Source organism: Sulfurospirillum sp. UCH001 (assembly GCF_001548035.1).
GTDB lineage: Bacteria > Campylobacterota > Campylobacteria > Campylobacterales > Sulfurospirillaceae > Sulfurospirillum.
Genome location: NZ_AP014723.1, coordinates 133,662 through 157,790, shown reverse-complemented (window position 1 = coordinate 157,790; position 24,129 = coordinate 133,662). Strand labels below are relative to the sequence as shown.

Sequence of the window (24,129 nt, the reverse complement as noted above, 5' to 3'; positions counted from 1 at the left end):
TGATGATTTGGAATTGATTATATCATTTTTTATTTAGAAGGTGTGAAATATCTAAAATAACATCGGTTCCAACATTTTTTTGCGAATTAATACGTAAAGGGATTTTAAATTCATCACAATACGCCTTAACTAAGCTCAACCCTATACCATATCCCTCTTTCGTTGTATCGACCTGATAGTAACGATCAAAGGCTAAGAAAAGCTCTGCTTCACTCATTCCCACACCATGATCTTGAATAATTAAATTCTCTTCTTCTTGAAAAATACGAATTGCTTGATGATCTTTATTATATTTCAGCGCATTATGCACCAAGTTAGAAATTACTTTTGCCAAACCATGTTTATCAGCAAATATTTCTATATGAGAAACATCATAGTTAATTTCTACGCCATCGGCCATCTCTTTTTGTTTTTCAACAACACCGCAAATAAGTTCATCAAGATAAAACTTTTCTCGCACATCTTCTTGAATCTCTTTTTTGATGTAATAATCAACCTCTTTATAAAGTGTATAAAGATCTTTACTAGCCAAGTCAATGCGACCTAATCGCTTAATCTTTTTTTCATCATCTTCTTCTGCTTGAAGCATTTGAAGATTAGCATTGATAACCGATAATGGGATATTGAGTTCATGCAGCGTATCTTTCAATAAAATATCTAAAAATCGATTCGTTTTAAAGAGTGAAGAGAGTGTATAAGAAACGATTAAATACCCTCCGATGAATGATGCTAGAACTATAGAGCCGATAACCCAGATTTTAGATTCGCCTGAATATTCCCATAAAAGAATTCCAAAAGCGGCAAGAAGACACATCGCAATGCTAAAAGCAATGATAGAGCGGATAAAAAAGATTTTATCACTACTTCTCAAAGCGATACCCAATTCCCCGAATATTTAAAATGACATCTTTTCCAAAAATTTTTTTGAGGTTATTGATATAGACTCTAATAGAACCCTCATTAATCTCCTCACTACTGCTCCAAAGACACTCATGTATCATCTCTTTGGTTACCACTTTACCTCGTTCTTTGACTAGCAAATAGAGTAGTTCAAAATCTTTAAGATTGATATCAAGCTCTTCATGCTTGTAAAAAAGGCGTTTGCGTGCCAAATTTAATTTATATACCTCATCAATAATGAGCCAATCATCCACAATGCCTTTTGCCCTGGCTAAAAGTGCTTTGATACGAAGCAGTAATTCACTTAATTCAAATGGTTTTTTAATATAATCATCTCCTCCAAGCATAAACCCTTTGGTCAGACTTTCTTGATCGTTCAATGATGTTACAAAAATGGCAGGAGTATGGTCTCCTGAGCTTCTCAGTGATTGGAGGAACTCAAAACCATTCATATCTGGAACTTTAACATCTAAGAGATAAAGATCAAACTTATGCTCAAAACATTGTTTTAAAGCCTCTTTCCCACTCTTCACTAATGTACATTCATATCCATGCTCATTTAAAAAATCTTCAAGTGTTTGAAGAAGAAGTGTATTATCTTCTAAAATGAGAATTTTATAAGACATGTTTGATACTCCAACTGAGTGTTTCGTTTGCAAACATAGGGACAACATCACCATAACTGTGTGTTACTTGAAATGGTTTTTTTTCTAAAACAACCTCTTTATAAGGGGGTTTGTAGGCATAAATTGTTTGTGCATTGTTACTCACAAATGCTTGTAACGAAGCTAATGCGTTATGTTTTTCAAATAACTCCACTAAAACTTGCAACGCAATAGGTGCAGTAAAAACACCCGCAGCACAACCACAACACTCTTTTTTATGAATAGGATGTGGCGCAGAATCACTCCCAAACATTACTTTAGGATGTGCTTCAAGAGCTACTTTTAAAAGAGCATCACGATCCTCATAGCGTTTTGCAATTGGTTTACAAAAAAGATGGGGTTGAAGCATTCCTCCAGCAACATCATCGAGAGTAATCAACAAATGATGCAACGTAATGGTTGCGTAAAGATTTTCATATTTATCTAAAAGAGCAACACTCTCTTTGGATGTTATATGTTCCATTACGATTTTCAGTTTTGGAAATGCCGATGCTAGACTTTCATAAATAGAACCAAACTCTTTTTCTCTGTCCATGACAAAGCCATTTGTTTCACCATGTACACATAAAATGAGTCCTAACTCACTCATAACTTCTAAAACAGGACGCAATGTTTCAATATCCATACTTGCTACACCGCCTTCAGAATTGGTTGTAATACCTGAAGGATAAAGCTTAAGTGCTTTGACATGTGAAGAAGCTTTTTTTAAAAACTCTCGCGTATAATCGCTGCGAAAGAAAAGTGTCATCAAAGGCTCAAACACATTATTTCCAATAGCATTTATAATGCGCTCTTTATACGCAATTGCCGCTTCAATTGTTGTAATAGGAGGAATAATATTTGGCATAATAATTCCACCTGAAAAACTATGGGCACTCAAAGGTGCAACTACTTTGAGCATGACTTCGTCACGTACATGTAAGTGCATATCTAAAGGGGAAATAAGAGTATGGGTCATTATAAATGCCTTTTTTGATTTAATTATACGATAAAATTGCACAAGCAAATACTAAAAGGGTTGAAAATGGAATATCGTTACATTGGGAAAAGTGGTCTTAGAGTTACCCCTATTTGCATGGGAACCATGAGTTTTGGCAGTTGGAGCGACAAAAAAGAGTCTTTTAAAATTCTTGATACGGCATTTGATCGCGGTATTAATTTTTTTGATACTGCTGAGCTTTACCCCGTTCCTCCCAAAGAGAGTTATGCTGGAGTTACTGAAGAAATTATCAGTGAATGGCTTGCCACAAAGCCTCGTGAAAGCATCATACTTGCGAGCAAAATCGCAGGTGCTGCAAATGGTTGGTTTGTACCCCCTATTCGCCATGGGTATACAGCAATCGATCGTTTTCACATTCAAAAAGCGATTGAAGGAAGTTTAAAACGCCTTAAAACAGACTACATCGACCTTTACCAAGTTCACTGGCCGGATGAAATTGTTCCTAAAGAAGAATCCATGCGAGCCCTCGATGAACTCGTAAAATCAGGAAAAGTACGCTACATCGGTACGTCTAACGACACCGCTTATGGACTTACCAAATCAAACACAATTTCACAGTATGAAAAACTTTCTCGCTTCGAGTCCATCCAAAATAACTTTTCTCTCCTAAACCCACGATTTTTAGATGAGCTTGCCAACGTCTGCCGTAAAGAAAAAGTTTCTCTACTTCCTTATTCTCCTATAGCGGGTGGTGTTTTAAGTGGAAAATACAATCAAGCCTTTATCGACCCAAAAACACGTTTTGGAGAATACTTGCATGCAGGAGAGCCTAGACAAAAAGCCATGTATAAGCGTTTTGTAAATGATAAAACCGTTACCGCGACAGCTAAATATATAGAAATTGCACAAAAATACGGTATGAGCCCTGTAACGCTTGCCGTGAGCTGGAGCATGCATTTTGATTTTGTGGCTTCAACGATTATTGGAGCGCGCTATGCAACACAGTTAGAAGAGAGCTTCAAAGCCTTTGAAATAAAATTAACACCTGAGATTTTAAACGAGTGTGAGAAAGTTCAAAAAGAGATTTTGTATCCAATGGGATAAGAGAGGGAGCAAAAGGCTCCCCTCTTTTCTATTAGACTTTTGATTTAACAAACTCAGGATATGCTTCCAAACCACACTCTTCAAGATCAAGTCCCACATATTCATGCTCTTCATCGCTTCTAAGACCAATCGCTTTTTTGATAATCACAAACGCAATATAAGAGACAGGGAAAGTGAAAAGCCCTGTTAATACAATGCCTTTAAGTTGTGTAAGAAGTGAAAAATCAGCAAAAAGAGCTACTGCAATTGTTCCCCATATACCATTTACTAGGTGAACAGAAAGCGCACCTACTGGATCATCAATCTGAAATTTATCAAACAGAGGAACAGCAAAAACAACCAATGCACCACCAACAGCACCAATAACGATTGGTTCCCAAAGACCTACCACATCAGCACTTGCAGTAATGGCGACGAGTCCACCAAGAGCCCCATTGAGAATCATCGTAATATCAAGTTTCTTATACTGAAAATAGACAATAAACGCTGCGATAATCGCACCAGCAAGCCCTGCTGTATTGGTATTTACAATAATAGAACCTACAAGATCTGCTTTTTCAGGACTCGATATATTAAATGCACTTCCGCCGTTAAAACCGAACCAACCAATCCAAAGAAGCATCCCACCAAGAGTGACTAAAGGTATATTAGACGCGGGAATTGCTCTAACATGCCCTTCTTTACTGTATTTTCCACGACGAGCACCTAAAACCAAGATACCAGCAAATAATGCCCACCCGCCTACAGAGTGAATGACAGTACATCCTGCAAGATCATGAACGTCTTTTAAAAATCCTCCACCCCAAATAGCATTACCAACCATAGGATAGATAAATCCACTCATTAAAACTGCAAAAATCATAAAGGGGATAATACGAATACGCTCGCTCACACCACCACTCATAATGGAGACTGTTTTACTCACAAATGCCATCTGGAAGAAAAAATAAGCATAGGCACTGTACCCTTCAACAGCAACGCCTTTTAAGAAAAAGCCACTGCCTCCAAACATAAGGTTATATCCCCAAAGCAAAAAGATAAATGAGGTAATAGCATAAAGCATCACATTGCCAGTAAGCACTGCCGAAACGTTTTTACTACGGACAAGCCCTGCTTCAAGCATGGCAAAGCCAGGAACCATGAAAATAATCAAAACGGAAGCAAAAAGGAGAAAGAAAGTGTCAATAACATATTGAATATGAGATACATCCATTACATATGCCCTTTGAGTGAAATAAAGTGTAACGGATAATTGTACAAAAAAGAGGAAAAGCCAAGTGGTTAAAATTTAATCACTTGGCTTAAATTTTAGATCGCGTCTTCGTTTTCTTCACCTGTTCTAATACGAATAATTCTTTGAATATCACTTACAAAAATCTTGCCATCGCCGATTTTACCAGTCTTTGCAGCTTCAGTAATGGTTGCAATCACTTTGTCTACATTTTCATCAGCAACAACAATGTCAAGTTTAATTTTAGGTAAAAAGTCAACCACATACTCAGCACCACGATAAAGTTCAGAGTGTCCTTGCTGTCTGCCATAACCTTTTACTTCATGCACAGTCATACCTGTTACTTCAATACTAGCAAGAGCATCTTTGACCTCTTCAAGTTTAAAAGGTTTAATAATTGCTTCGATCTTTTTCATGGTTCTCTCCTCTATATATTTCAAAATTGGGGCTATTTTACCTTAAATTATTTTAAATACGCTTTGAGAATTTTTTGTGGTTGCATTGGCATATCTCTACCATCAGTTACAACATTTTCAAGCTTATGCACAACATCCATTCCCTCAATCACTTCACCAAAAATTGTATGTCTTCCATTCAAATGTGGTGTAGGAACAGTGGTGATAAAAAATTGACTTCCATTGGTATTGCGACCTGCATTTGCCATTGCTAGGATGCCTGCTTTATTAAACATAACATTGGGTTTGAACTCATCTTCAAACGGTTGACCATAGATAGACTGCCCACCTCGACCTGTTCCAGTAGGATCGCCACCTTGAATCATAAAGTTTTTAATAATACGATGAAATGTTATGCCATCATAATACCCTTTCTTGACTAATCCTTCAAAGTTTTCACACGCTTTGGGTGCCACTTCAGGTTTAAGTGCGAACACTATCTTTCCTTGTGTTGTTTCAAACACAACTTCACTTGCTACAAGAGCACTCCAAATGCCTAAGAGTAAAACTAAAACCACTTTTTTCATTTATTGATCTCCAATGAGTTTTGTATTGCGGAATCGATACATTTTATTTTTCACTTTTTCTAATATACCTACTTTAATGAGTTGTTGAAACATATGTACAACGGTAGGTTTACTTACACCAATATTATCAATAATATCTTGATACGAACCATTAAATATCTTATTTTCATCCAAATGGTTGATGATATACTTCAAAATCTCAATCTTTTTACCACCAATAAGCGCTGCAAGTCCTTCAATAATAAAAGAACATCCTTGCAACTCTTTGTTGTGAAGTTTTGGAAGCATAACGGTGTAAATATTGCTAATCAAATCTTTAACATTGATTGGCTTCATAATAAAACCATCCACTTTCAGCGTAATCGCTTCAATCAAATAATCTGTCTCCGTAAACGCTGTTGTAATGATGACAGGAATGTCTCGGTTATACTCTTTTTTAAGTTTTTTGAGCATCTCTATGCCGTTCATTACAGGCATAACAATATCAGTGACGATAATATCTACATCTTTCTCTAATGCTATTTTAAGACCCTCTTCACCATTTGATGCAAGGTAAACCTCTTTAACAAAATCTCTTAAAATCATTTGAGTTTGCATTTGTACTGATTTTTCATCTTCAACATACAACACGACACAATCTTTTAAACTATTAAAATCCATATTATTTTTCCTCCTTCTTCTTAAGTGGTACTAAAATTGTTAGAATCGCACATTTTTCATAACGTTTGCCATTTTGGAAAATATAGGTAATGTTCGTTCCACTAATACTTCCTTTCATCTGTTTTTCAATAATCTGCTTGGACATATAAAGCCCTATACCTGTTCCTGAGGCTTTATGCTTCGTTGTAAAATAGGGTTCAAACATCCTATCTTGCACTTCTTCACTAATCCCTCCACCATTGTCTATCACACTGATAACTGCATTATTTGCTTCTTTTGTTATGACTACTTCAATGAGTTTTTCTTCTATCTCTTTTTCTTCAAGCGCATCTTTGGCATTACTAAGAAGATTCATAACTACTTGTGAAAATTCATTAGGATAGCCGCTAATTTGAATATCATTGCTACAATTTAGAAAAATCTCAATCCCTGATTTTGCGTAGTACTCTTGTATCAATTTAAGACTATATAACACTGTCTCTTTAACACTAAAATCTTCTTCGCTATGGTTTGGTTTGAAGAAATTACGAAAATCATCAATGGTACGAGACATCAGTGAGGCTAACTGAATCCCTTCATTGACCTGCTTATCAATAAATTCATCACTTAATTCTAATCCTGCCATACGCTTCATCTGAAAACTTTGAATAATAAGCACAATGGCATTCAGCGGTTGACGCCACTGATGTGCAATGTTTCCAATCATTTCGCCCATTGAAGCGAGTCTTGATTGACGAAACATGATCTGATCTTTTTGGCGACTTTGTTCAACTTCGTATTGCACTTTGAGTTCTAGATCGCGGTTCAGCTGTTGTAACTCTTGTGTTTTTGCATCAACCATTTTGGCAAGTCTGGCATGAAGTAAACGAATATTTTGTAAAAGCACAATAGCTAGAAGTGCCGCAAAAGCGATAGTACCAAGTGTAGCAACAACAATCCACTCAAAGGTATTGTCATATACTTTAGCGGTTCTAGCATATCCTTCTTTTGCACCGTCAAGATTGAGATTGATAAGACCCGTTAAATCAATATTGATCGAATAAACACTCGGATATAGTTCATTTTGCAACGTTTCTATCGCTTTTAAACCTTGTCTTGTTTCAAAATAACTAAACATTTTGAGCAAAATTCCATCTATGGTATGTATTTTCTGTTCAATTTTAGAAGTTAGGATATCATCCTCTTTTGTTTTATAGTATGGCTGACGACTTTCATGCATAAGTCCCCATGAACGCGCTAGCTTAATCAACCAGTCACTTTCATCAATTCCCAAGCTATTTTTATACTCTTGCAGTTCGATTTTAATTAAATCTTGGGCAAGAGCTATGACCACTTGTCCCTCTTTTGCGCTAATAGAGCCCTTTTCAATATCTCGAATAGTATCCAAGATATTTACGGTATAAATATCTTTGAGGTTTTCAAGACGAATGGTAGGAAGCATACGTTTGGTATATAAAATATCAAAGTTATCTTTAATACGGTTAATACTCATATGTGCAAAACTACCAATGAACAGCATACCCACAACCATAATGAGAAAAAGAAGCGTTGTCTTTTTCGCGATGGTCATCTCATCGATGCTACCCATAAAATCATTAAAAGGATTAGCGCTCATCACTTTTCCCTACAGAGTAAAAGTCATCATCCACATATTCGCTCAAATGTACACGATGCAAACATTTGCAACGCTCATCTCTGTTTTTAGAGACTGCTGTTTCATCAAGGGTTTTCGAAAAAGCCCCTAATGCTTTGATAAATTCTTCTTTTGTAAAATCACGCCCTAAACTTTTAAAGACTTCCGCAATCATACGTGCCGCAAAATATCCCTCCAAAGAGACATGTCCCAATTCTTCTTTTGGATAATATTTTCGCATCAAAATACGATAAGTCTCTACTTCATCAACTTCAGATGTCCAAGGGGAAGGAACGACTTGCGCAAAGGTAATCCCTGCTCCTTTGCCTTCTAAAAGATCAATTAAAGGTTTTGGTTCAACAAAAGAGAAAAGTCCAAACTGAACCTCTTTACGAATTTTTGTGCTCTTTCGAGCGCGTTTAATAAATTCTGCAACAGGAGTTGTTGAGCCTATCATTAAAATAACTTCTGGATTACACAATTCAATTTCATAAAGTGCATTACCTACGGAGAGTGTATTTCTCTTATAACTTCCCTCACCAACGAGTACTAAATTGCGCTTTGCAAGCGCACTCTTAACACCATTTAGCCCAGCTCTTCCATAACCATCATTCTGATAAAACAGCGCAAAACGTTTATATTTTAGATCATCAGCATAGTACTGCACGAGCTTTTCGATCTCATCAAGATCACCTGCTCTTGCATTTAAAACGATAGGGTTAGGGGGATTTCGTAAAAACTCTGCACCTGAATATGCACCCACAAAAGGAATGCGTTTTTCAATAGCAATAGGGAAAACAGCTTCTGCTACAGGTGTACCAATAATCCCAAATAAAGCAAACACTTTCTCTTTATTAATAAGCTCATGAACATTTTCAACAGCAATTTTAGGTTCATATCGATCATCTTTTGCAATGATCTCTATTTTCCTACCATTCACGCCGCCATGATCATTAAGATTTTTTAGATAGATTTCGGCACCAAGTAAAAATTCATTTCCAACGCTATTAAGCCCACCACTAAAAGGTCCACTCATGCCTAAACGTATAACATCACCTTGAAATTTAGTATTGGAGATATAGTAAGGTAGTAAAAGGGCTAATACTACAAGGAGAACTCCAAGAAGTTTACGCATTTTTTGAACTTTCATAATATTTTGTAGCTATAATATCAAGTATTTTTTATAAAAATGCTTAATTAGTAAAAAAATATTTACTTAAATAATTTTTTTCGAAAAAAGAAAAAAGAGTTAAACAATGAAATGTAAAATTTGCGATTGCGATACAAAATCTTTTAACGATCCACAGCTTAACAAACACTATTATCATTGCCTAAATTGCGATTGTATTGCACTTGATCCAACGTATTTTCTCTCTTTAGAAAAAGAAAATGCGCTTTATAACAACCATCAAAATTCACTTGAAAACAGTGGTTATGTGAAGATGTTTGAAGATTTTTTAGATTATTTTTGGGATGATCTTTCAAACAAAGAAAGATCGCTTGATTTTGGCTCAGGTCCAACACCTGTACTTAGCCAATTGCTCCACAAAAGAGGTACTTATGTCGATTGTTATGATAAGTTTTATCAACCTATAAAGTGTTTTGAAAACCAAAGTTATGATTTTATCACCTCAACGGAAGTCTTTGAGCACTTAGATGATCCACAAGCAACACTTACTCTTTTAGCGAATCATTTAAAACCTAAGGGTATCATCGCACTCATGACACTATTTCATCAAAATGAACAAGAACACTTTTTGAAATGGTGGTATCGCAGAGATCCTACGCATATTATTTTTTATACACCAAGAACACTTGAAATCTTGGCAAAAAAATGTGGATTAGCGTTGATTAAAACGGATGGAAAACGTATAGCAGTATTGCAAAAGAGATAGACAGGTAGCGATGGGTGTCGCTACCTGTGTTTTGAACTTTTTGATCTTATCGATAAGAGCGGTAGTATCTATCATCATAATCATGGTGATGATGACGTGGTGGGTAATAGTATCTTGGAGGAGGATTATCAATGTAGATCACTCTCTCTTGCACATACACAGGTTCTCTATACACTACTGTTGGTCTTGGTTCAACATAAGTTGTCGTTGTATAGGTTCTCTGTCCTCCACTAAATAAATTGCCTGCACCTTCAAGTAATGATGGTAACAAGAGCACAGCTCCCGCACCCATGAGAGCACCCTTTTCTCTATCGCCCATTGCATGAGCGCTTGTGATGCCACTTAAGACTAACACAATTGAGATCAAAACAGTTTTTACGATTTTCATTTGGGACTCCTTTGCTTTTATGAAGAAATCCTAACGCAAAATTGTGAACTCTTTGTGAAATCAATCTTTCATTTTTTCTCGTATCTCTAAAAACTCATCTAAGTGTTCAAAAAAGATATCGATCAGTTTAGGATCAAACTGCTTACCTCTCTCTTCTTTAAATAAAGCAAAGATTTTTTCATCTTCCCATGCAGGCTTGTATACCCTAGCACTCCCTAATGCGTCAAAAACATCCGCAAGTGCTGTAATACGTCCATAAATATGAATATCCTCACCACTTTTTTTATCAGGATAACCCTTGCCATCATAACGTTCATGGTGCTCTTTAGCAACAATGGCTGCCATTTTTAAAAGAGGTCTTTGCGAGTGTTGGAGCATCTCATACCCTTTCATTGCATGCGTGTCCATGATTTTGCGTTCTTCTTCATCAAATCGCCCTGGCTTATTGAGCACAGCATCAGGTATAGCAATTTTTCCTATGTCGTGCATTGGAGAAGCAAGTTTGAGCATTTCTGCTTCTTCTTCATCCAAACCATAGTGCAATGCAAGCATTTTAGAATACTCTGCGACGCGTCTAACGTGATTTCCTGTCTCACGAGACCTACTCTCACCAATAGCACCCATCGTAAAAAGAACTTCTTTTTGGGTATCTTCAATTTCATGATTGAGTGCATTAACCTCTTGTAATCCTTCTTCTATTTTTGCCTCAACTTCATCCATAGTCAAAGAAACATTGCGAGAAACTTTGATAGCAAGGAAAATAATAAAAAGAATGGTCACTATTCCTACAAAAAGCTGAATGAATCGCATCTGGTCAATAAAACCACTTGATAATTTCGAGAGAGTCTCTTCGAGAGAGACACTTACATTTTTGTTACTTTCCAATACTTTTGAAGCTTCTAAAATCGTTTTGTTTTCAATAGCTTTTGTCTGCTCGATTTTAATAGCTTTATCTGCTATGATACTCACAATTTCTCGATACTGTCGCAGATTTTCTGCTATAACATTGTTTTCTTTATGGGTTAAATCAATCAGCAGGTTAATAGGTACGAGCCATTTTTGCAATGTTGCTTCGTTACCATGTTGATAAAGTGTCTCTTTACTGTAATATCTTAAATCACTTAAGGCTTTGATTTGGTCTATACGGTTAGTTTTTAAAATATGCTCTTGAATCTCAAGACGCGCACGATTTTCTTCTGGATAGAGTGCATTAAAAATAGTGATATAATCTAATTTTTCACGTGCAAGTTTAAAAATCTCATCATACATCAACTCAATGCGATGTTCATTTGTATAGAGTTCATTCAAATAGTTTTGAATTGTTTTATCTTCGCGAATATTTAGCATCACGACACTTGCTAATAAAGAATTTTTATGCGATGAAAGTGTTTCTCTCATCACTTCAAAATTCTTTTCAAATGCCACAAATTTCGTATGAAGTTGTTCTAACTTGGCGATTTCTGTGCTTTGAGTACTTTCTCTGATAATATCGTTCATCCCTTCTTGCATCAAAAGAATAGCTGCGATACTTTCTCTAAAATTGCTATTTTCTTTGATTTGGTAGGTAATAATCGCACTAATAAAGCCCAAAAATAGCAACATCGCAATGATAATACTAAAGCTCAATTTTACTTTTGTACGAATATTCATCAACTTCCTCCTCAAAAAGAAACTATTTTATCACTTTTTGTACCCACTTCCAATAAAACCCAAAAAAGATAAATAAAAGCCCTAAACCAGAGGTAATTGCCCATAAAGGAGCACCCCACTCGAAAAGTGCACCAATCATAAATGAAACCAATGTGCACATTCCCATAAAAACCATATCGTTATAAGCTATAACACGGCCATAAAAAGCCTCATCTGTCTCATACTGCAAAAGGGTATAAGTATAGGACCATAAACTTGTTGTAAAAAGTCCACAAAAGAAAATTCCAATAAAACTCAGATAAAAATCGTACTGCAATACACCCCATGCCATAATCCCAACACCTTGAATGAGAAAAATATAAAAAAGCGTTTGAGGAGTAATGTATCGACTCAGCAAAAATTGCCCAAGGACTTGTGAACATGCACGAGAAGCATTGATAAAACCCATAACTAGGGCAACCGATAAAAGATGTTTATACTGATGGTCCGCCAAAAGGGCAATGAGTGCATCATATGCGGTTAACCCAACACTGGCATGAAGAAAAATAAGATGCATGATTTTTGGATTTTCTTTGATATAGACAAAACCACTCCAAATCATTTCTTTAACCTTCGACGCTTGTTCACTTGCAATGGAAGGAATATCTAGACCTAAAAGAAGATAAAAGCTAATACTATAAAGCATCATATCAGCAACAAACGCGCTTGTCGTACCAAAATAGTGAACATAAAATCCTGCAACTGCCATTCCAAAAGCATATGAAATAGACCAAATAATAGAATGAATTTCATTGGCAATTTTCAACTCTTCATTACTCAAAATTTTTGGCAAAAGAGACATTTCTGTTTGAAAATAGATACTCCCAGTCCCCATACGAATAAAAATAAGCCCCAATAAAATCCAAAGTGCATCCAAAGAATGAATAAAGATTAGCCAAAAAACGGTAATGATCTCAATAGCCGTCAAAAAGAGCATAAACTTTTTAGTATCAACTTTATCAATAATCGCACCACTAAAAGGTGCTAAAAGCATAGAGGGTAAAAACGTCAATGCTGCTGCTGCACTTAGTGCCCATACAGGGGCGTTTAGTTGAATTAATAAGGTGTAAATTCCCATGTGACTAAACCACGCACCAAAATAACTAATCAACTGAACAATACTTAAACGACGAAGCGTTGTGTTGTCTTTCAACAACTCAACATACTGTTTCATTTCTGCTCCTAATTTCTTTCATTGCCATTGTAGCGCTTTTCATTGAAACTTTTTTTATGCTAAAATGCACGTTTAACTCATAAACCTAATAAAACAAGGGGCCTCCATATGAAGATTTCGACTCGGATTTTAATCTCCCTTATACTATCTTTGATAGTGTTAGGAGCCTGTATTATTGGTGTGGCCTACAGCAACACAAAAAATAATGCACGTATGTTCATCGAAGAATATGAAAAAAGCGCTTATGCTTTTCACGAAAATGAACTCAAAACCATTATGGATATCATGAAGCAAACAGCAGAATCTATCTATAAAACACAAAAAGCAAAGGGTGTCAGTGATGAAAAGATCCAAGAAGCGATCTTAGATAAGTTTAATGACCTACGCTTTTTCGACGACAAAGAAGGGTATATTTTTGTCTATAAATATGATGGAACATCTGTTTTATTCCCTACCAATAAAACACAAGAGGGAAAAAATTTAATCACGGTAAAAGACAGTAATGGTGTTTTCCTCATTAAAGAATTGATTGAAGCTGCTAAAAAAGGTGGTGGTCTTGTTAAGTATCATTTTCCAAAAACAAAAGATGGTAAGCCATTTCCAAAGTTCTCTTATGCCCTCTCCTTTGAGCCTTATAACTGGATGATGGGTACAGGCATCTATGTAGATAATGTTGAAGAAGAGGTTGCACATCTTCAAAAAAATATTGATGAAAATACAGCTTCTCAAATCCAATCTTTCCTTGCGATCTCTGTAGTATTATTGCTCTTAAGCCTCGGTGCGACTTTTGTGATTATTTCAAAAACGATCTCAAAACCACTTAATGATCTTATTGCAAGAGCCGATAACCTCTCAAGCGGTGATGGTGATCTTACACGTAAGCTTGAAGTCATTGGCAATGATGAAATTGCAGTTGCAAGCAGTAGCATTAATCGCTTTATCGAGAAAGTACGTATCTTAATCAGTGAAGCAAAAAACCTTTCCAATGAAAACTCGTCTATTTCTCATGAACTCTCTTCAACATCGCTTGAAGTTGGACGCGCTGTAGAAACTTCTATGCAAATTGTGGGAAATACAACGAACAAAGCATTTACCTTAAAAGATGAACTGACAGAAGGTATTAGTGAGGCTAAAGAAGGAAAAACCGAACTCATTAAAGCCAATGATTTCCTCAAAGATGCAAATAACGCCATTTTAGAACTTACAAAAGACATTCAAAGCAGTGCCGCTACAGAGATTGAGTTGGCGCATCGTATACAGCAACTGAGTTCAGATGCTACTCAAGTTAAAGACATTTTAGTAGTTATTGGCGATATTGCTGATCAAACCAATTTGCTTGCTCTTAACGCGGCAATTGAAGCAGCACGTGCGGGTGAACATGGACGAGGATTTGCAGTTGTTGCCGATGAAGTACGAAAACTTGCAGAACGTACACAAAAAAGTCTTCAAGAGATCAATGCTACGATCAATGTTATCGTTCAAGCCATTGTTGATAGTAGTGATCAAATGACCTCTAACTCTAAAAAAGTTGAATCTTTAGCAACCACGGCATGTGATGTTGAAACGAAGATCAACAACATGTTCCAAGTGATGAATAATGCCACAACTCTTTCCGATAAAACAACTGAAAATTACCTCAAAACAGGCTTGGATATTGAGTCAATGATTAAAGACGTTAACCAAATTAACGACATTTCAAGTCAAAATGCACGCAGTGTTGAAGAGATAGCAAGTGCAGCAGAACACCTTAGCCGTATGACTGAAACACTCAACCTCAAACTCTCTGAGTTTAGAACGTAAAGACTGCTTTTATAAGGATTTAGCTTTGTTTGCTAAATCCTTACATTTCATACTATATTCTTAGCTTTTGCCAAAAAATGTTCCTTTTTTTCATGACTTTTCTTCCTCAACTATTTTATTCCTGACGATTTTAATCGCATTGGGTGCTATTTGTGTTACAATAAGTACCAATAGCCTTACAGGAGGAAACTATGAAAATCTCAACGCGGATTTTAGTCTCACTTATCCTATCTTTGCTTATATTAGGCGGTTGTTTAATTGGGATCTCATCGACCAATACGAAACACAATGCAGAGATTTTTATAAGTGATTATGAAAAGAGTGCTTACTCTTTTTATGAGAATGAACTCAAAACCATTATGGAAATCATGCAACAAACTGCTAGTGCGATCTATAAAGCTGAAAAAGCCAAAGGCACACCTGATGAAAAAATAAAAGAGATGATCGTCTCTCAACTCGATGGATTACGCTTTTTCGACGACAAAAGTGGTTATTTATTCATCTATGAGCCTGATGGAACAAACGTTATGCTCCCAACCAATAAATCGCTTCAAGGAAAAAACCTAAGTCACCTCAAAGATAGCAATGGTGTCTTCTTTGTAAAAGAACTTATAGAAACTGCTCAAAAAGGTGGCGGGCTTGTTAAATACTTCTTCCCTAAAGTGAAAGATGGACAACCTTTCTTAAAATATGCCTACTCAATTCCGTTTGAGCCTTATAAATGGACATTAGGAACAGGTATCTATGTCGATAACGTTGAAGCAGAAGTAGGAAAACTCAAAACACAAATTTCAGACAATGTTACATCACAAATCCGCTCTTTCTTACTTATCTCTTTGGTCTTAGTTATTTTAAGTATTGCGGCAACTGCCTTTATCATTAAAAAAACGATTTCTAGTCCACTCAATGATCTTATCGATAAAGCCGACAATCTCTCAAGTGGTGATGGCGATCTTACACGTAAGCTTGAAGTCATTGGCAGTGATGAAATTGCACAAGCCAGTACAAGTATTAATCGCTTTATAGAGAAAGTACGCATCTTAATCAGTGAAGCAAAAAACCTTTCCAACGAAAACTCGTCTATTTCTCATGAACTCTCTTCTACATCGCTTGAAGTTGGACGTGCTGTAGAAACCTCTATGCAAATTGTAGGAAATACAACAAGCAAAGCATCTACCCTCAAAACGGAGATGAATACGGGAATGGGTGAAGCTAAAGCGGGTAAAGAAGAGCTTATTAAAGCAAATGGCTATCTTAAAGAAGCAAACAGTGCGATTTTGGAGCTTACAAAAGACATTCAAAGCAGTGCCGCTACAGAAATCGAACTGGCTAGAAAAATCCAACAGCTCAGTCACGATGCAGAACAGGTCAAAGAAGTTTTGGTGGTTATTGGCGATATTGCCGATCAAACCAATTTGCTTGCTCTTAACGCGGCGATTGAAGCAGCACGTGCGGGTGAACATGGACGTGGTTTTGCTGTTGTTGCCGATGAAGTACGAAAGCTCGCAGAGCGTACACAAAAAAGTCTTCAAGAGATCAATGCTACGATCAATGTTATCGTTCAAGCTATTGTTGATAGTAGTGATCAAATGACGTCTAACTCTAAAAAAGTTGAATCTTTAGCAACCACAGCATGTGATGTTGAAACAAAGATTAACAATATGTTCCAAGTGATGAATAATGCAACAAAAGTTTCTGACAAAACAGCCGAGAATTATCTCAAAACTGGTTCAGATATAGAATCAATGATCGATGATGTGAGTCGTATTAACGACATTTCAAGTCAAAATGCACGCAGTGTTGAAGAGATAGCAAGTGCAGCAGAACACCTTAGCCGTATGACTGAAACACTCAACCTAAAACTCTCTGAGTTTAGAACATGATGGATTTGTATTGATGAATGCTGATTTTTCGATTGTTTCAACTGCTATTTTATTGATGTTTGTTATTGATCCTTTTGGAGCCGTTCCTGTCATTCTCTCCATCCTAAAAGATGTGGACATCGCGCGAAGACGGCTCATTATTCTTCGAGAAATGATCTTTGGACTTGCTATTTTGATGCTCTTCCTTTTTGGGGGAGAGCTCTTTTTAAATATCTTCCATCTTGAAACAGAAGCGGTACGTATCGCAGGAGCTGTTATCTTTTTTGTAATAGGCATTAAGATGATTTTCCCAGGAGAGGAAGGAAGCAGTGCACTTTATGGCTCAGCCAAAGAGCCTTTTATGGTGCCCATTGCCATGCCACTCATTGCAGGACCTTCAACACTTGCAACCCTTTTAGTTTTAGGTAAATCACATACCAATGCCATGGGAAGTCTTTTTATTGCTCTCATTTTAGCATGGCTTATTTCCGCACTCATTATGTACCTCTCTCCTATTTTGTACAAACTGTTACGAGAAAAAGGGCTTTCCGCACTTGAGCGCTTGATGGGAATGCTCCTTTTGATGATGTCAGTGCAAATGTTTATTGATGGTGTCAGAGGACTTGTTCATACTTTCTAACATCAAATATAAAGGATTTAGCTATTTAACCAAATCCTTATATTCGTGTTTAAAATGCTGCACTTTAGGCGAAACAACAAAAACACAATACCCTTGTGTTGGATTATTTTTGAAGTAGTCTTGATGGTACGCTTCTGCTTTGTAAAAAACCTCTAAAGGTTTCACTTCCGTCACAATCGGTTTGATAAATTTGGAAGAAAATGTTTTCATAGATGCTTGTGCTTGCTCTTTTTGTTTTTCATCATGATAAAAAATAACAGAGCGATACTGTGTCCCTATGTCATTTCCTTGTCGGTTAAGTGTTGTGGGATCATGGATTAACCAAAAAATTTTAAGTAACTCTTCATAAGAGATAATCATTGGATCGAATGTAATTTGAACAACCTCAGCATGACCTGTTGTACCACTACACACCTGCTCATACGTTGGATTTTTTACTTCACCACCTGCGTAGCCACTCACGACATCTAAAACACCTCTTGTCTCTTCAAAAACTGCCTCCAAACACCAAAAACAGCCCCCACCAAAGGTTGCTACTTCTTGTTTCATTGATGCCTCCTTCGCACTTACTTCGTTTATAAAACCTATGAACAATAGAGCCAAAAAGAGTATTCTTTTCATCATAAACTCCTTTTTTGTGCGATTATAGCATGCTCATATAAAAGCCACTCTGTGCCGTTTTGAGTAATTTAATTATGTTATAATAAACAAAAAAATAGGGGTAACCTCAATGAAAAAAATCCCCTCACTGCAAGTAACGCAAAACAACGAAAGTTTTAATGTTATATTGCAGGGGACATGGGTAAAAGAATCAATTCAAAAACTCGAACCAGCATTAAGTGCACTTACATGCAAACCAAATACGCACTACACGTTTGATCTCTCTGGCATTAGTGAATTTGACACACATGGAATTATGCTAATTTTGCACTATGTTAAAAAATTTGAGGCACTGCAATGTTCAATCAACAAAGTAGGAGCCAATGAATCGTTAGAAAAACTGCTCACTATTTGTGAGCAACACTACCCACAAGAAAAAATCGTTGAAAAAAAAGAGATTTTTTTGCTCTCATACCTTGAAAATGTTGGCAAGGATATGTTTCAAGGGTATAAAACGCTCTCTTCTTTCTTTTCATTTACAGGTGAACTTACGCATTACGTAATTGCTGCTTTTTTAAAACCTTTAAATATTCGTCTTAAAGCAACACTGTATCATATTGAACAAAGCGGTGCTGGGGCATTACCTATTATTTTACTGACCTCTTTTCTCATCGGAATTGTTATTGCCTATCAAGGTGCAACACAACTTGAAAAATTTGGTGCTAATATCTTCATCGTTGAGATGGTAACTATTTCTGCAGTACGTGAGCTTGCACCTCTTCTAACCGCTATTGTTGTTGCCGGACGAAGCTCTTCCGCCTATACCGCACAAATCGGCGTTATGAAAATTACTGATGAAGTCGATGCAATGAGTGCTATGGGTTTTTCACCATGGAATTTTTTAGTTTTACCACGTCTTTTTGCACTTATTCTCTCTTTACCTCTTTTAGTTTTTTTTGCCGATGTCGTTTCCGTTTTTGGAGGTATGGTTATCGCTAGTACAAAATTGGATGTTAGCTTTGTGGAATTTATCGACCGTATTAAACAAACGGTGGCACTAAAGCATCTTATCATCGGGCTGATCAAAGCTCCTATTTTTGGCTGTATTATTGCAACGATTGGCTGTTTTCGTGGATTTCAAATCGATAGTAGTACTGAAAGTGTTGGTAAATACACAACCATCAGTGTGGTTAATGCCATTTTTTGGGTTATCGCCATTGATGCTATTATTTCTGTACTGCTTACGGAGCTTGGATTATGAAAAACCATGTGATGATCGAAGCCAGAGACGTTGTAACACGTTTTGGCAAACATGTTATTCACGATGGTGTGAGTTTCAAAATCCACAAAGGTGAAATTTTTGGACTTCTTGGTGGTAGTGGTAGTGGTAAAACAACCCTGCTTCGCGAAATGATTATGCTCCAAAAAACAAGTGCAGGTGCAATGCTTGTTTTAGGAACTAACGTTATGACAACATCCTCCAAGATGGCTCAAAAACTCAGGCAAAAATGGGGTGTGCTCTTTCAATTTGGCGCTCTTTTTACCTCTTTAACCATATTGGAAAATGTGGCTGTTGCGATGAAAGAGTACACCAATCTTCCTGATTGGTTGATCGAAGAATCTGCGTTGATGAAACTCTCTATGGTTGGGCTTCCCCCAAAAGTGGCAAATATGTACCCTTCTGAACTGAGTGGTGGTATGAAAAAACGAGCGGGGCTTGCACGTGCTCTTGCGCTTGATCCAAAGCTTCTTTTTTTAGATGAGCCTACTTCTGGTCTTGATCCACAAAGTGCGAGAGCTTTTGATGAACTGATTGTAACACTGCGTGATACATTGGGTATTACCGTAGTTATGGTCACACACGATAAAGACACCATTGCAAATGTACTCGATCGATTTGTGATTTTAGGTAATAAAAAAGTACAATTTGAAGGCACTATGGACGTTTTAAAACAGACAACTGACAACGAATTAAAAAAATTTTTAAGTTGAGGGAAAAATGGAAAATAGGCTAAGTTATATTTTAGTAGGAGCATTTGTTTTTGTATTGCTCATTGGAGGTGTTTTTTCCATTCTGTGGCTTGGAAATTATTCTGATGAGGGTACTTTTAAATTTTACAAAGTTGCAACCAAAGAGTCTGTATCGGGGCTCAATGAAAAAGCACCTGTTAAACTTAGAGGTGTACAAATCGGTGAAGTTCGTACTATTACCATCAACCCTAAAAATGCAGAAGAAGTTTTAGTCCTTATTCGGGTTCAAGATGATGCACCTATTAAAGAAGATACCTATGCGACGATTGAAGCCCAAGGCATTACAGGACTTAGCTTTATTCAATTGCAAGGCGGAACTAATGAAGCGAAAGATCTCAAAACCAGTGGTAAAGCAGAAGAATATGGTATTATTTATTCTCGCCCATCGACATTTTCAAGACTCGATAAAACCATTACATCGCTAAGTCAAAAAGCAGAGATGATTTTTGCTCGAGCTGAATCCATTATGAGTGAAAAAAACGTTAAAAATCTTGAAATTATTATTGAGAATAGCGCGAAAATTGCTGAATCTACCAGCAAAACGATGTCGAACATCGAAGCCCAAAATAAAGAAATTAACCAGCTTTTACATGAAGCAACGGCAGCGGCTCGTGGCGTTAAAGAGATGTCTTATTCGTTTAGAACGGCTATTGATGATACGGGTGTTGATACAATGAATAAAGTAAGAGAAGCCTCCAAAAGTGTTTCAACTGTTATGGGAGGACTCAATCAAAAAATTGAAAAAGGCGCATTTGACGTAGATCTCTTGGTAAAAGAAAATCTGATGCCATTACAGAAAACACTCCAAGAGCTGCATATACTTCTTAATGAAACAAAAGACTTAGTCACCAATCTAAAAGATAGCCCAAGTGATCTTCTCTTTAAAGAAGAGACTATTCAACCTGCTCCAAATGAACGATAAAGGAAATAGAATGAAACAGACCATCCTTGCAATTTTGACCTTAATGCTCCTTAGCGGTTGTAGCGTTAAAGAGACCTCTTTAAAGCCTTACAGCTATACATTAGAGCCAATGCTCAAATTAGAGCGTTTTAGTGAACATAACAAAGACGTTCTCAAGGTTGCTTACATTGATGCTCCAAGTGGGCTCAATACAAGGGCGATCTTATACAAAAAAGATGGTGCGATGCAACCTTACAAATACGGAACATGGAGTGAAACACCTCCATTAAAACTACAACATCTCATCACAGAAGCACTCATGGATCAACACCATTTTAGCTCCGTTATCGCAGGTACTTCTATGGCATCAAACAACCTTGTGCTAGAGCCCATCCTTCAAAATTTTGAAGAGGTTTTCCGTGAAGATGGCAGCTCATACGTGTATGTGAGCCTTCGTTTTCGAGTTGTTGAGATTAAAAGTGGAGAAGTGTTAGGCAGTGTTAAACTCTCTTCTAAAAAAGATGTAACAAATACTAACGGTGCAGCAGGTACGGTTGAAGCGTTCAATGCAGCTACCGCTGAAGTCATCAAAAGCTTATCTTTGTGGATCAATGAGGTACGCAAATAAACCATGAAAAAAATCTTCTTTCTCTGGCTCTTTTTATGCTCAATACTTTTGGCAAAAGCAGACTTTAGCGAAATGAGCACTGAAGAGCTCATTGCACTTATCGGTTATGTTGACCAGAGCAAAGAAGAACGCTTTTATCAAGAACTGGATAAACGAGTTGGACAGATGAGCGAAGAACAAAAGGCACTTTACGAAGATGATAAAAAAAGGAGAGACCATGCCAAAAACTAAACTTCTCCTTTTAGAAGATGACCTCAATCTCAGCGAAACCGTATGTGAATTTCTAGAATCCAAAGGGTATGATGTTACACCTGTATACGACGGAGAAGAAGCAGAAACACTCATCTATGAGCATCAATTTGATCTTTTTTTGCTCGATGTCAATGTTCCTTCACTGAACGGTTTTACACTTCTTTCTACCATTCGCAAAGAAGGCAATACAACTCCTGCTATCTTTCTCACCTCACTCAATGCTATTGAAGATTTGGAACACGGATATGAGAGTGGCTGCGATGACTATTTGCGCAAACCGTTTGCACTAAAAGAGCTGCTCTTTCGTATTGAAACCATTTTAAAACGTGAGTTTTTTCATGCTCCAAGCCCTAAAATACGCATTGATGAAGGTATAGAGTATGACTCACTTAATAACCAATTGTTAGTTCACAATCACGCAGTACAACTTCAAAATAAAGAGGCAAAACTACTCAAACTCTTTTTACAAAAGAAAAATGAGATTATCAACCACGAAATGATAATGGCGCACTTATGGGAATATGATGAACAAGGCAGTGACGATACTCTTCGCACATATATAAAAAATCTTCGTAAAATCATGGGGAAAGACCGCATTGTTAGCATTAAAAAACTGGGATATAAATTTACGATCGCGTGAGAAGAAAACGCTTCGGTCGTTTTTACTTCTCTATGCTTTTTTAACCCTACTCATTTTAGCATTTGTCGCATTTTTGTATTATGGCTTGGAGCGCGATTTGATGCTTCAACACCAAAGAGAGACACTCTCCAACCTAACAAATGAACAAATTGCTAAACTCAAAGCACTCCATATTAATTTTGACAAAGACCAAACGTATCCAAGGGATGAACGTTTTAATTCAGCTATTTATGATAGTAGCCTCAAGCAAATCTTCTCAACATTAAAGGCTAAAAAAGTCAATCTTTATGAAGATATTTACCTCAAAAACAATTATATTTACTTTATTAAAGAGTTAGAATCTTACTATTTGGGTGCACGCTACATTGTTATTGAAGTGCCTGAGCCATCTTCGTGGGACAAAAAAGTACTTCGAAAACTGTTAGGGTATGGCGCATTAATTTTCACTGTTTTAGTAGTTATCGGTTATTTCTTACTCAATCTATTACTTCGTCCTATGAAAGACACTATCGCACTTTTAGATCGTTTTATTAAAGATACTACCCATGAGCTCAATACGCCTGTAAATGCTATCCTTACCAACATTGAAATGATTGATGAACAATCCCTAGATGAAAGTCTTCTCAAAAAAATAAGGCGTATTACTATTGCCTCTAAGACCATTTCAAATCTTTATGATGATTTAACCTACTTGGTACTGTCTCACCAAATTCTCTCTCAAGATGTAGAAATTGATCTGAAAGTTCTCATTGAAGAGCGATTAGAGTATTTTTCACTTCTATTTGAATCAAAAAAGATTGAGCTTTTTACCGAACTTGCAGAGGGTGTTGTACTGACCATTGATCGTAAAAAAATGGCAAAATTAATCGACAATATTCTCTCTAATGCTATCAAATACAACAAAATAGGTGGTACAATCCATATAAAGCTCACTCAACATGAGATTGAAATTAAAGATAGTGGAAGAGGCATCGAAAAAAGTAAGATCAATCAAGTTTTTGAGCGCTATTCGCGTTTTGATAGAAGTGTTGGAGGCTTTGGCATTGGACTTAGCATCGTTGCATCCATCGCTAAAGAGTATAACTTACATATCAAAATAGACTCTATTTTATCACAGGGAACAACGGTGAGAATTTCATGGTAAAAATAGCCCTTTACTGTATCCTTTTAACTTCATTCATCTATGCCAAAACGGGTGTTTATGAAAAAAATTGTATTCCATGTCATGAAGATATGGCAGTTAAAATTGATAAATTTTTTTATCGTTACTTACTCAAATACAGCAGTGAAGTCGAAGTGAAAAATGCGATGAAAAGTTACCTCAAAAACCCTAAAGCTGAGAATTCTATCTTAGTTGATGGACTTATTAACCGCTTTGGAGTCAAGAAAAAAACAACGCTCAATGATGAGCAACTTCAAGAAGCACTCGATACTTATTGGGAGCAATACCAAGTTTTTGATAAATTAAAATAATTACTTTTTTATTTCACGATAAATTCACTTTTAATCTATAT

Annotated in this window: 26 protein-coding genes; 13 read left to right on the top strand and 13 right to left on the bottom strand. The window is 36.5% G+C overall.

Translation table 11 applies throughout. The features are described 5' to 3' along the window. Positions 1-22: 22 nt before the first annotated feature. From UCH001_RS00805 to pyrC, 3 genes are read right to left on the bottom strand one after another with little or no spacing between them, the layout of a single operon-like run. Entirely contained in the window at positions 23-871 is an 849-nt protein-coding gene (locus tag UCH001_RS00805; RefSeq protein WP_067172945.1) for a HAMP domain-containing sensor histidine kinase, read from the bottom strand. Beyond that, complete coding sequence (locus tag UCH001_RS00800; protein WP_067172942.1) at positions 861-1,526, bottom strand: response regulator transcription factor; 666 nt, start codon at positions 1,524-1,526, stop codon at positions 861-863. The genes UCH001_RS00805 and UCH001_RS00800 overlap by 11 nt, the downstream gene beginning before the upstream one ends. After that, positions 1,516-2,523: a dihydroorotase gene (pyrC, locus tag UCH001_RS00795; protein WP_173636804.1), complete on the bottom strand. Its 1,008-nt coding sequence runs from the start codon at positions 2,521-2,523 to the stop codon at positions 1,516-1,518. Before pyrC ends, UCH001_RS00800 begins: the two co-directional genes overlap by 11 nt. A gap of 66 nt (positions 2,524-2,589) precedes the next feature. Between pyrC and UCH001_RS00790 the strand changes: the two genes are divergently transcribed. After that, the gene (locus UCH001_RS00790; protein ID WP_067172938.1) at positions 2,590-3,609 is read left to right on the top strand and encodes an aldo/keto reductase; all 1,020 of its coding nucleotides are present in this window, start codon (positions 2,590-2,592) and stop codon (positions 3,607-3,609) included. Between the two features lie 31 nt (positions 3,610-3,640). On the opposite strand, the gene UCH001_RS00785 is transcribed toward UCH001_RS00790, so the two are convergent. The 6 genes from UCH001_RS00785 to UCH001_RS00760 all read right to left on the bottom strand — a co-directional run bounded on the left by UCH001_RS00785 (position 3,641) and on the right by UCH001_RS00760 (position 9,250). Beyond that, complete coding sequence (locus UCH001_RS00785) at positions 3,641-4,822, bottom strand: ammonium transporter (RefSeq protein WP_067172935.1); 1,182 nt, start codon at positions 4,820-4,822, stop codon at positions 3,641-3,643. A 95-nt stretch (positions 4,823-4,917) separates the two neighbouring features. Further along, positions 4,918-5,256, bottom strand: a complete 339-nt coding sequence (locus UCH001_RS00780; protein ID WP_067172932.1) for a P-II family nitrogen regulator — start codon at positions 5,254-5,256, stop codon at positions 4,918-4,920. 47 nt (positions 5,257-5,303) lie between these two features. Continuing rightward, positions 5,304-5,822: a peptidylprolyl isomerase gene (locus tag UCH001_RS00775; protein ID WP_067172929.1), complete on the bottom strand. Its 519-nt coding sequence runs from the start codon at positions 5,820-5,822 to the stop codon at positions 5,304-5,306. Further along, positions 5,823-6,482 (bottom strand): response regulator, encoded by a 660-nt coding sequence (locus tag UCH001_RS00770; RefSeq protein ID WP_067172926.1) that lies wholly within the window; start codon positions 6,480-6,482, stop codon positions 5,823-5,825. A gap of 1 nt (position 6,483) precedes the next feature. Beyond that, positions 6,484-8,097 carry an ATP-binding protein gene (locus UCH001_RS00765; RefSeq protein WP_067172922.1) on the bottom strand — a complete coding sequence of 538 codons (1,614 nt, stop codon included), beginning with the start codon at positions 8,095-8,097 and terminating at the stop codon, positions 6,484-6,486. Beyond that, a complete protein-coding gene (locus tag UCH001_RS00760; RefSeq protein ID WP_067172919.1) occupies positions 8,087-9,250 on the bottom strand; it encodes an ABC transporter substrate-binding protein in 1,164 nt (387 codons plus the stop codon). The genes UCH001_RS00765 and UCH001_RS00760 overlap by 11 nt, the downstream gene beginning before the upstream one ends. Before the next feature lie 121 nt (positions 9,251-9,371). Here UCH001_RS00760 and UCH001_RS00755 point away from each other — a divergent pair, with 121 nt between their 5' ends. After that, positions 9,372-10,010 carry a class I SAM-dependent methyltransferase gene (locus UCH001_RS00755; protein WP_067172917.1) on the top strand — a complete coding sequence of 213 codons (639 nt, stop codon included), beginning with the start codon at positions 9,372-9,374 and terminating at the stop codon, positions 10,008-10,010. 46 nt (positions 10,011-10,056) lie between these two features. On the opposite strand, the gene UCH001_RS00750 is transcribed toward UCH001_RS00755, so the two are convergent. From UCH001_RS00750 to UCH001_RS00740, 3 genes are read right to left on the bottom strand one after another with little or no spacing between them, the layout of a single operon-like run. After that, complete coding sequence (locus tag UCH001_RS00750) at positions 10,057-10,398, bottom strand: hypothetical protein (RefSeq protein ID WP_067172914.1); 342 nt, start codon at positions 10,396-10,398, stop codon at positions 10,057-10,059. 60 nt (positions 10,399-10,458) lie between these two features. Continuing rightward, on the bottom strand, positions 10,459-12,048 hold the full coding sequence (locus tag UCH001_RS00745) for an HD-GYP domain-containing protein (protein WP_067172911.1): 1,590 nt from the start codon (positions 12,046-12,048) through the stop codon (positions 10,459-10,461). Positions 12,049-12,070: 22 nt separating this feature from the next. Next, entirely contained in the window at positions 12,071-13,261 is a 1,191-nt protein-coding gene (locus tag UCH001_RS00740) for an MFS transporter (protein WP_067172908.1), read from the bottom strand. Between the two features lie 108 nt (positions 13,262-13,369). Between UCH001_RS00740 and UCH001_RS00735 the strand changes: the two genes are divergently transcribed. The 3 genes from UCH001_RS00735 to UCH001_RS00725 all read left to right on the top strand — a co-directional run bounded on the left by UCH001_RS00735 (position 13,370) and on the right by UCH001_RS00725 (position 17,563). Next, positions 13,370-15,061 (top strand): methyl-accepting chemotaxis protein, encoded by a 1,692-nt coding sequence (locus tag UCH001_RS00735; RefSeq protein ID WP_067172906.1) that lies wholly within the window; start codon positions 13,370-13,372, stop codon positions 15,059-15,061. 191 nt (positions 15,062-15,252) lie between these two features. After that, complete coding sequence (locus tag UCH001_RS00730) at positions 15,253-16,944, top strand: methyl-accepting chemotaxis protein (protein WP_067172903.1); 1,692 nt, start codon at positions 15,253-15,255, stop codon at positions 16,942-16,944. A 13-nt stretch (positions 16,945-16,957) separates the two neighbouring features. Further along, entirely contained in the window at positions 16,958-17,563 is a 606-nt protein-coding gene (locus tag UCH001_RS00725; protein WP_067172894.1) for a MarC family protein, read from the top strand. Positions 17,564-17,584: 21 nt separating this feature from the next. Here the strand turns inward: UCH001_RS00725 and msrA are convergent, their stop codons facing one another. Beyond that, entirely contained in the window at positions 17,585-18,112 is a 528-nt protein-coding gene (gene msrA, locus UCH001_RS00720) for a peptide-methionine (S)-S-oxide reductase MsrA (protein ID WP_067172891.1), read from the bottom strand. Positions 18,113-18,293: 181 nt separating this feature from the next. Here msrA and UCH001_RS00715 point away from each other — a divergent pair, with 181 nt between their 5' ends. From UCH001_RS00715 to UCH001_RS00680, 8 genes are read left to right on the top strand one after another with little or no spacing between them, the layout of a single operon-like run. Further along, positions 18,294-19,424: an ABC transporter permease gene (locus UCH001_RS00715; RefSeq protein ID WP_067172889.1), complete on the top strand. Its 1,131-nt coding sequence runs from the start codon at positions 18,294-18,296 to the stop codon at positions 19,422-19,424. Next, the gene (locus UCH001_RS00710) at positions 19,421-20,155 is read left to right on the top strand and encodes an ABC transporter ATP-binding protein (protein WP_082705633.1); all 735 of its coding nucleotides are present in this window, start codon (positions 19,421-19,423) and stop codon (positions 20,153-20,155) included. The genes UCH001_RS00715 and UCH001_RS00710 overlap by 4 nt, the downstream gene beginning before the upstream one ends. A gap of 7 nt (positions 20,156-20,162) precedes the next feature. Next, complete coding sequence (locus UCH001_RS00705) at positions 20,163-21,116, top strand: MlaD family protein (protein WP_067172887.1); 954 nt, start codon at positions 20,163-20,165, stop codon at positions 21,114-21,116. A 10-nt stretch (positions 21,117-21,126) separates the two neighbouring features. Continuing rightward, positions 21,127-21,723, top strand: a complete 597-nt coding sequence (locus UCH001_RS00700) for an ABC-type transport auxiliary lipoprotein family protein (RefSeq protein WP_067172885.1) — start codon at positions 21,127-21,129, stop codon at positions 21,721-21,723. A 3-nt stretch (positions 21,724-21,726) separates the two neighbouring features. Next, entirely contained in the window at positions 21,727-21,954 is a 228-nt protein-coding gene (locus UCH001_RS00695; protein ID WP_067172882.1) for a DUF1104 domain-containing protein, read from the top strand. Continuing rightward, positions 21,941-22,615: a response regulator transcription factor gene (locus tag UCH001_RS00690; protein WP_067172881.1), complete on the top strand. Its 675-nt coding sequence runs from the start codon at positions 21,941-21,943 to the stop codon at positions 22,613-22,615. Before UCH001_RS00695 ends, UCH001_RS00690 begins: the two co-directional genes overlap by 14 nt. Then, positions 22,572-23,759: a HAMP domain-containing sensor histidine kinase gene (locus tag UCH001_RS00685; protein ID WP_067172878.1), complete on the top strand. Its 1,188-nt coding sequence runs from the start codon at positions 22,572-22,574 to the stop codon at positions 23,757-23,759. Before UCH001_RS00690 ends, UCH001_RS00685 begins: the two co-directional genes overlap by 44 nt. Next, positions 23,753-24,088 carry a hypothetical protein gene (locus UCH001_RS00680; protein WP_067172875.1) on the top strand — a complete coding sequence of 112 codons (336 nt, stop codon included), beginning with the start codon at positions 23,753-23,755 and terminating at the stop codon, positions 24,086-24,088. The genes UCH001_RS00685 and UCH001_RS00680 overlap by 7 nt, the downstream gene beginning before the upstream one ends. Positions 24,089-24,129 lie beyond the last annotated feature (41 nt).

Bases quoted from the DNA above. Each gene is read 5' to 3' on its own strand.
- UCH001_RS00800 (WP_067172942.1), bottom strand. From the start codon at position 1,526: ATGTCTTATAAAATTCTCATTTTAGAAGATAATACACTTCTTCTTCAA.
- pyrC (WP_173636804.1), bottom strand. From the start codon at position 2,523: ATGACCCATACTCTTATTTCCCCTTTAGATATGCACTTACATGTACGT.
- UCH001_RS00790 (WP_067172938.1), top strand. From the start codon at position 2,590: ATGGAATATCGTTACATTGGGAAAAGTGGTCTTAGAGTTACCCCTATT.
- UCH001_RS00785 (WP_067172935.1), bottom strand. From the start codon at position 4,822: ATGGATGTATCTCATATTCAATATGTTATTGACACTTTCTTTCTCCTT.
- UCH001_RS00780 (WP_067172932.1), bottom strand. From the start codon at position 5,256: ATGAAAAAGATCGAAGCAATTATTAAACCTTTTAAACTTGAAGAGGTC.
- UCH001_RS00775 (WP_067172929.1), bottom strand. From the start codon at position 5,822: ATGAAAAAAGTGGTTTTAGTTTTACTCTTAGGCATTTGGAGTGCTCTT.
- UCH001_RS00770 (WP_067172926.1), bottom strand. From the start codon at position 6,482: ATGGATTTTAATAGTTTAAAAGATTGTGTCGTGTTGTATGTTGAAGAT.
- UCH001_RS00765 (WP_067172922.1), bottom strand. From the start codon at position 8,097: ATGAGCGCTAATCCTTTTAATGATTTTATGGGTAGCATCGATGAGATG.
- UCH001_RS00760 (WP_067172919.1), bottom strand. From the start codon at position 9,250: ATGCGTAAACTTCTTGGAGTTCTCCTTGTAGTATTAGCCCTTTTACTA.
- UCH001_RS00755 (WP_067172917.1), top strand. From the start codon at position 9,372: ATGAAATGTAAAATTTGCGATTGCGATACAAAATCTTTTAACGATCCA.
- UCH001_RS00750 (WP_067172914.1), bottom strand. From the start codon at position 10,398: ATGAAAATCGTAAAAACTGTTTTGATCTCAATTGTGTTAGTCTTAAGT.
- UCH001_RS00745 (WP_067172911.1), bottom strand. From the start codon at position 12,048: ATGAATATTCGTACAAAAGTAAAATTGAGCTTTAGTATTATCATTGCG.
- UCH001_RS00740 (WP_067172908.1), bottom strand. From the start codon at position 13,261: ATGAAACAGTATGTTGAGTTGTTGAAAGACAACACAACGCTTCGTCGT.
- UCH001_RS00735 (WP_067172906.1), top strand. From the start codon at position 13,370: ATGAAGATTTCGACTCGGATTTTAATCTCCCTTATACTATCTTTGATA.
- UCH001_RS00730 (WP_067172903.1), top strand. From the start codon at position 15,253: ATGAAAATCTCAACGCGGATTTTAGTCTCACTTATCCTATCTTTGCTT.
- UCH001_RS00725 (WP_067172894.1), top strand. From the start codon at position 16,958: ATGAATGCTGATTTTTCGATTGTTTCAACTGCTATTTTATTGATGTTT.
- msrA (WP_067172891.1), bottom strand. From the start codon at position 18,112: ATGAAACAAGAAGTAGCAACCTTTGGTGGGGGCTGTTTTTGGTGTTTG.
- UCH001_RS00715 (WP_067172889.1), top strand. From the start codon at position 18,294: ATGAAAAAAATCCCCTCACTGCAAGTAACGCAAAACAACGAAAGTTTT.
- UCH001_RS00710 (WP_082705633.1), top strand. From the start codon at position 19,421: ATGAAAAACCATGTGATGATCGAAGCCAGAGACGTTGTAACACGTTTT.
- UCH001_RS00705 (WP_067172887.1), top strand. From the start codon at position 20,163: ATGGAAAATAGGCTAAGTTATATTTTAGTAGGAGCATTTGTTTTTGTA.
- UCH001_RS00700 (WP_067172885.1), top strand. From the start codon at position 21,127: ATGAAACAGACCATCCTTGCAATTTTGACCTTAATGCTCCTTAGCGGT.
- UCH001_RS00695 (WP_067172882.1), top strand. From the start codon at position 21,727: ATGAAAAAAATCTTCTTTCTCTGGCTCTTTTTATGCTCAATACTTTTG.
- UCH001_RS00690 (WP_067172881.1), top strand. From the start codon at position 21,941: ATGCCAAAAACTAAACTTCTCCTTTTAGAAGATGACCTCAATCTCAGC.
- UCH001_RS00680 (WP_067172875.1), top strand. From the start codon at position 23,753: ATGGTAAAAATAGCCCTTTACTGTATCCTTTTAACTTCATTCATCTAT.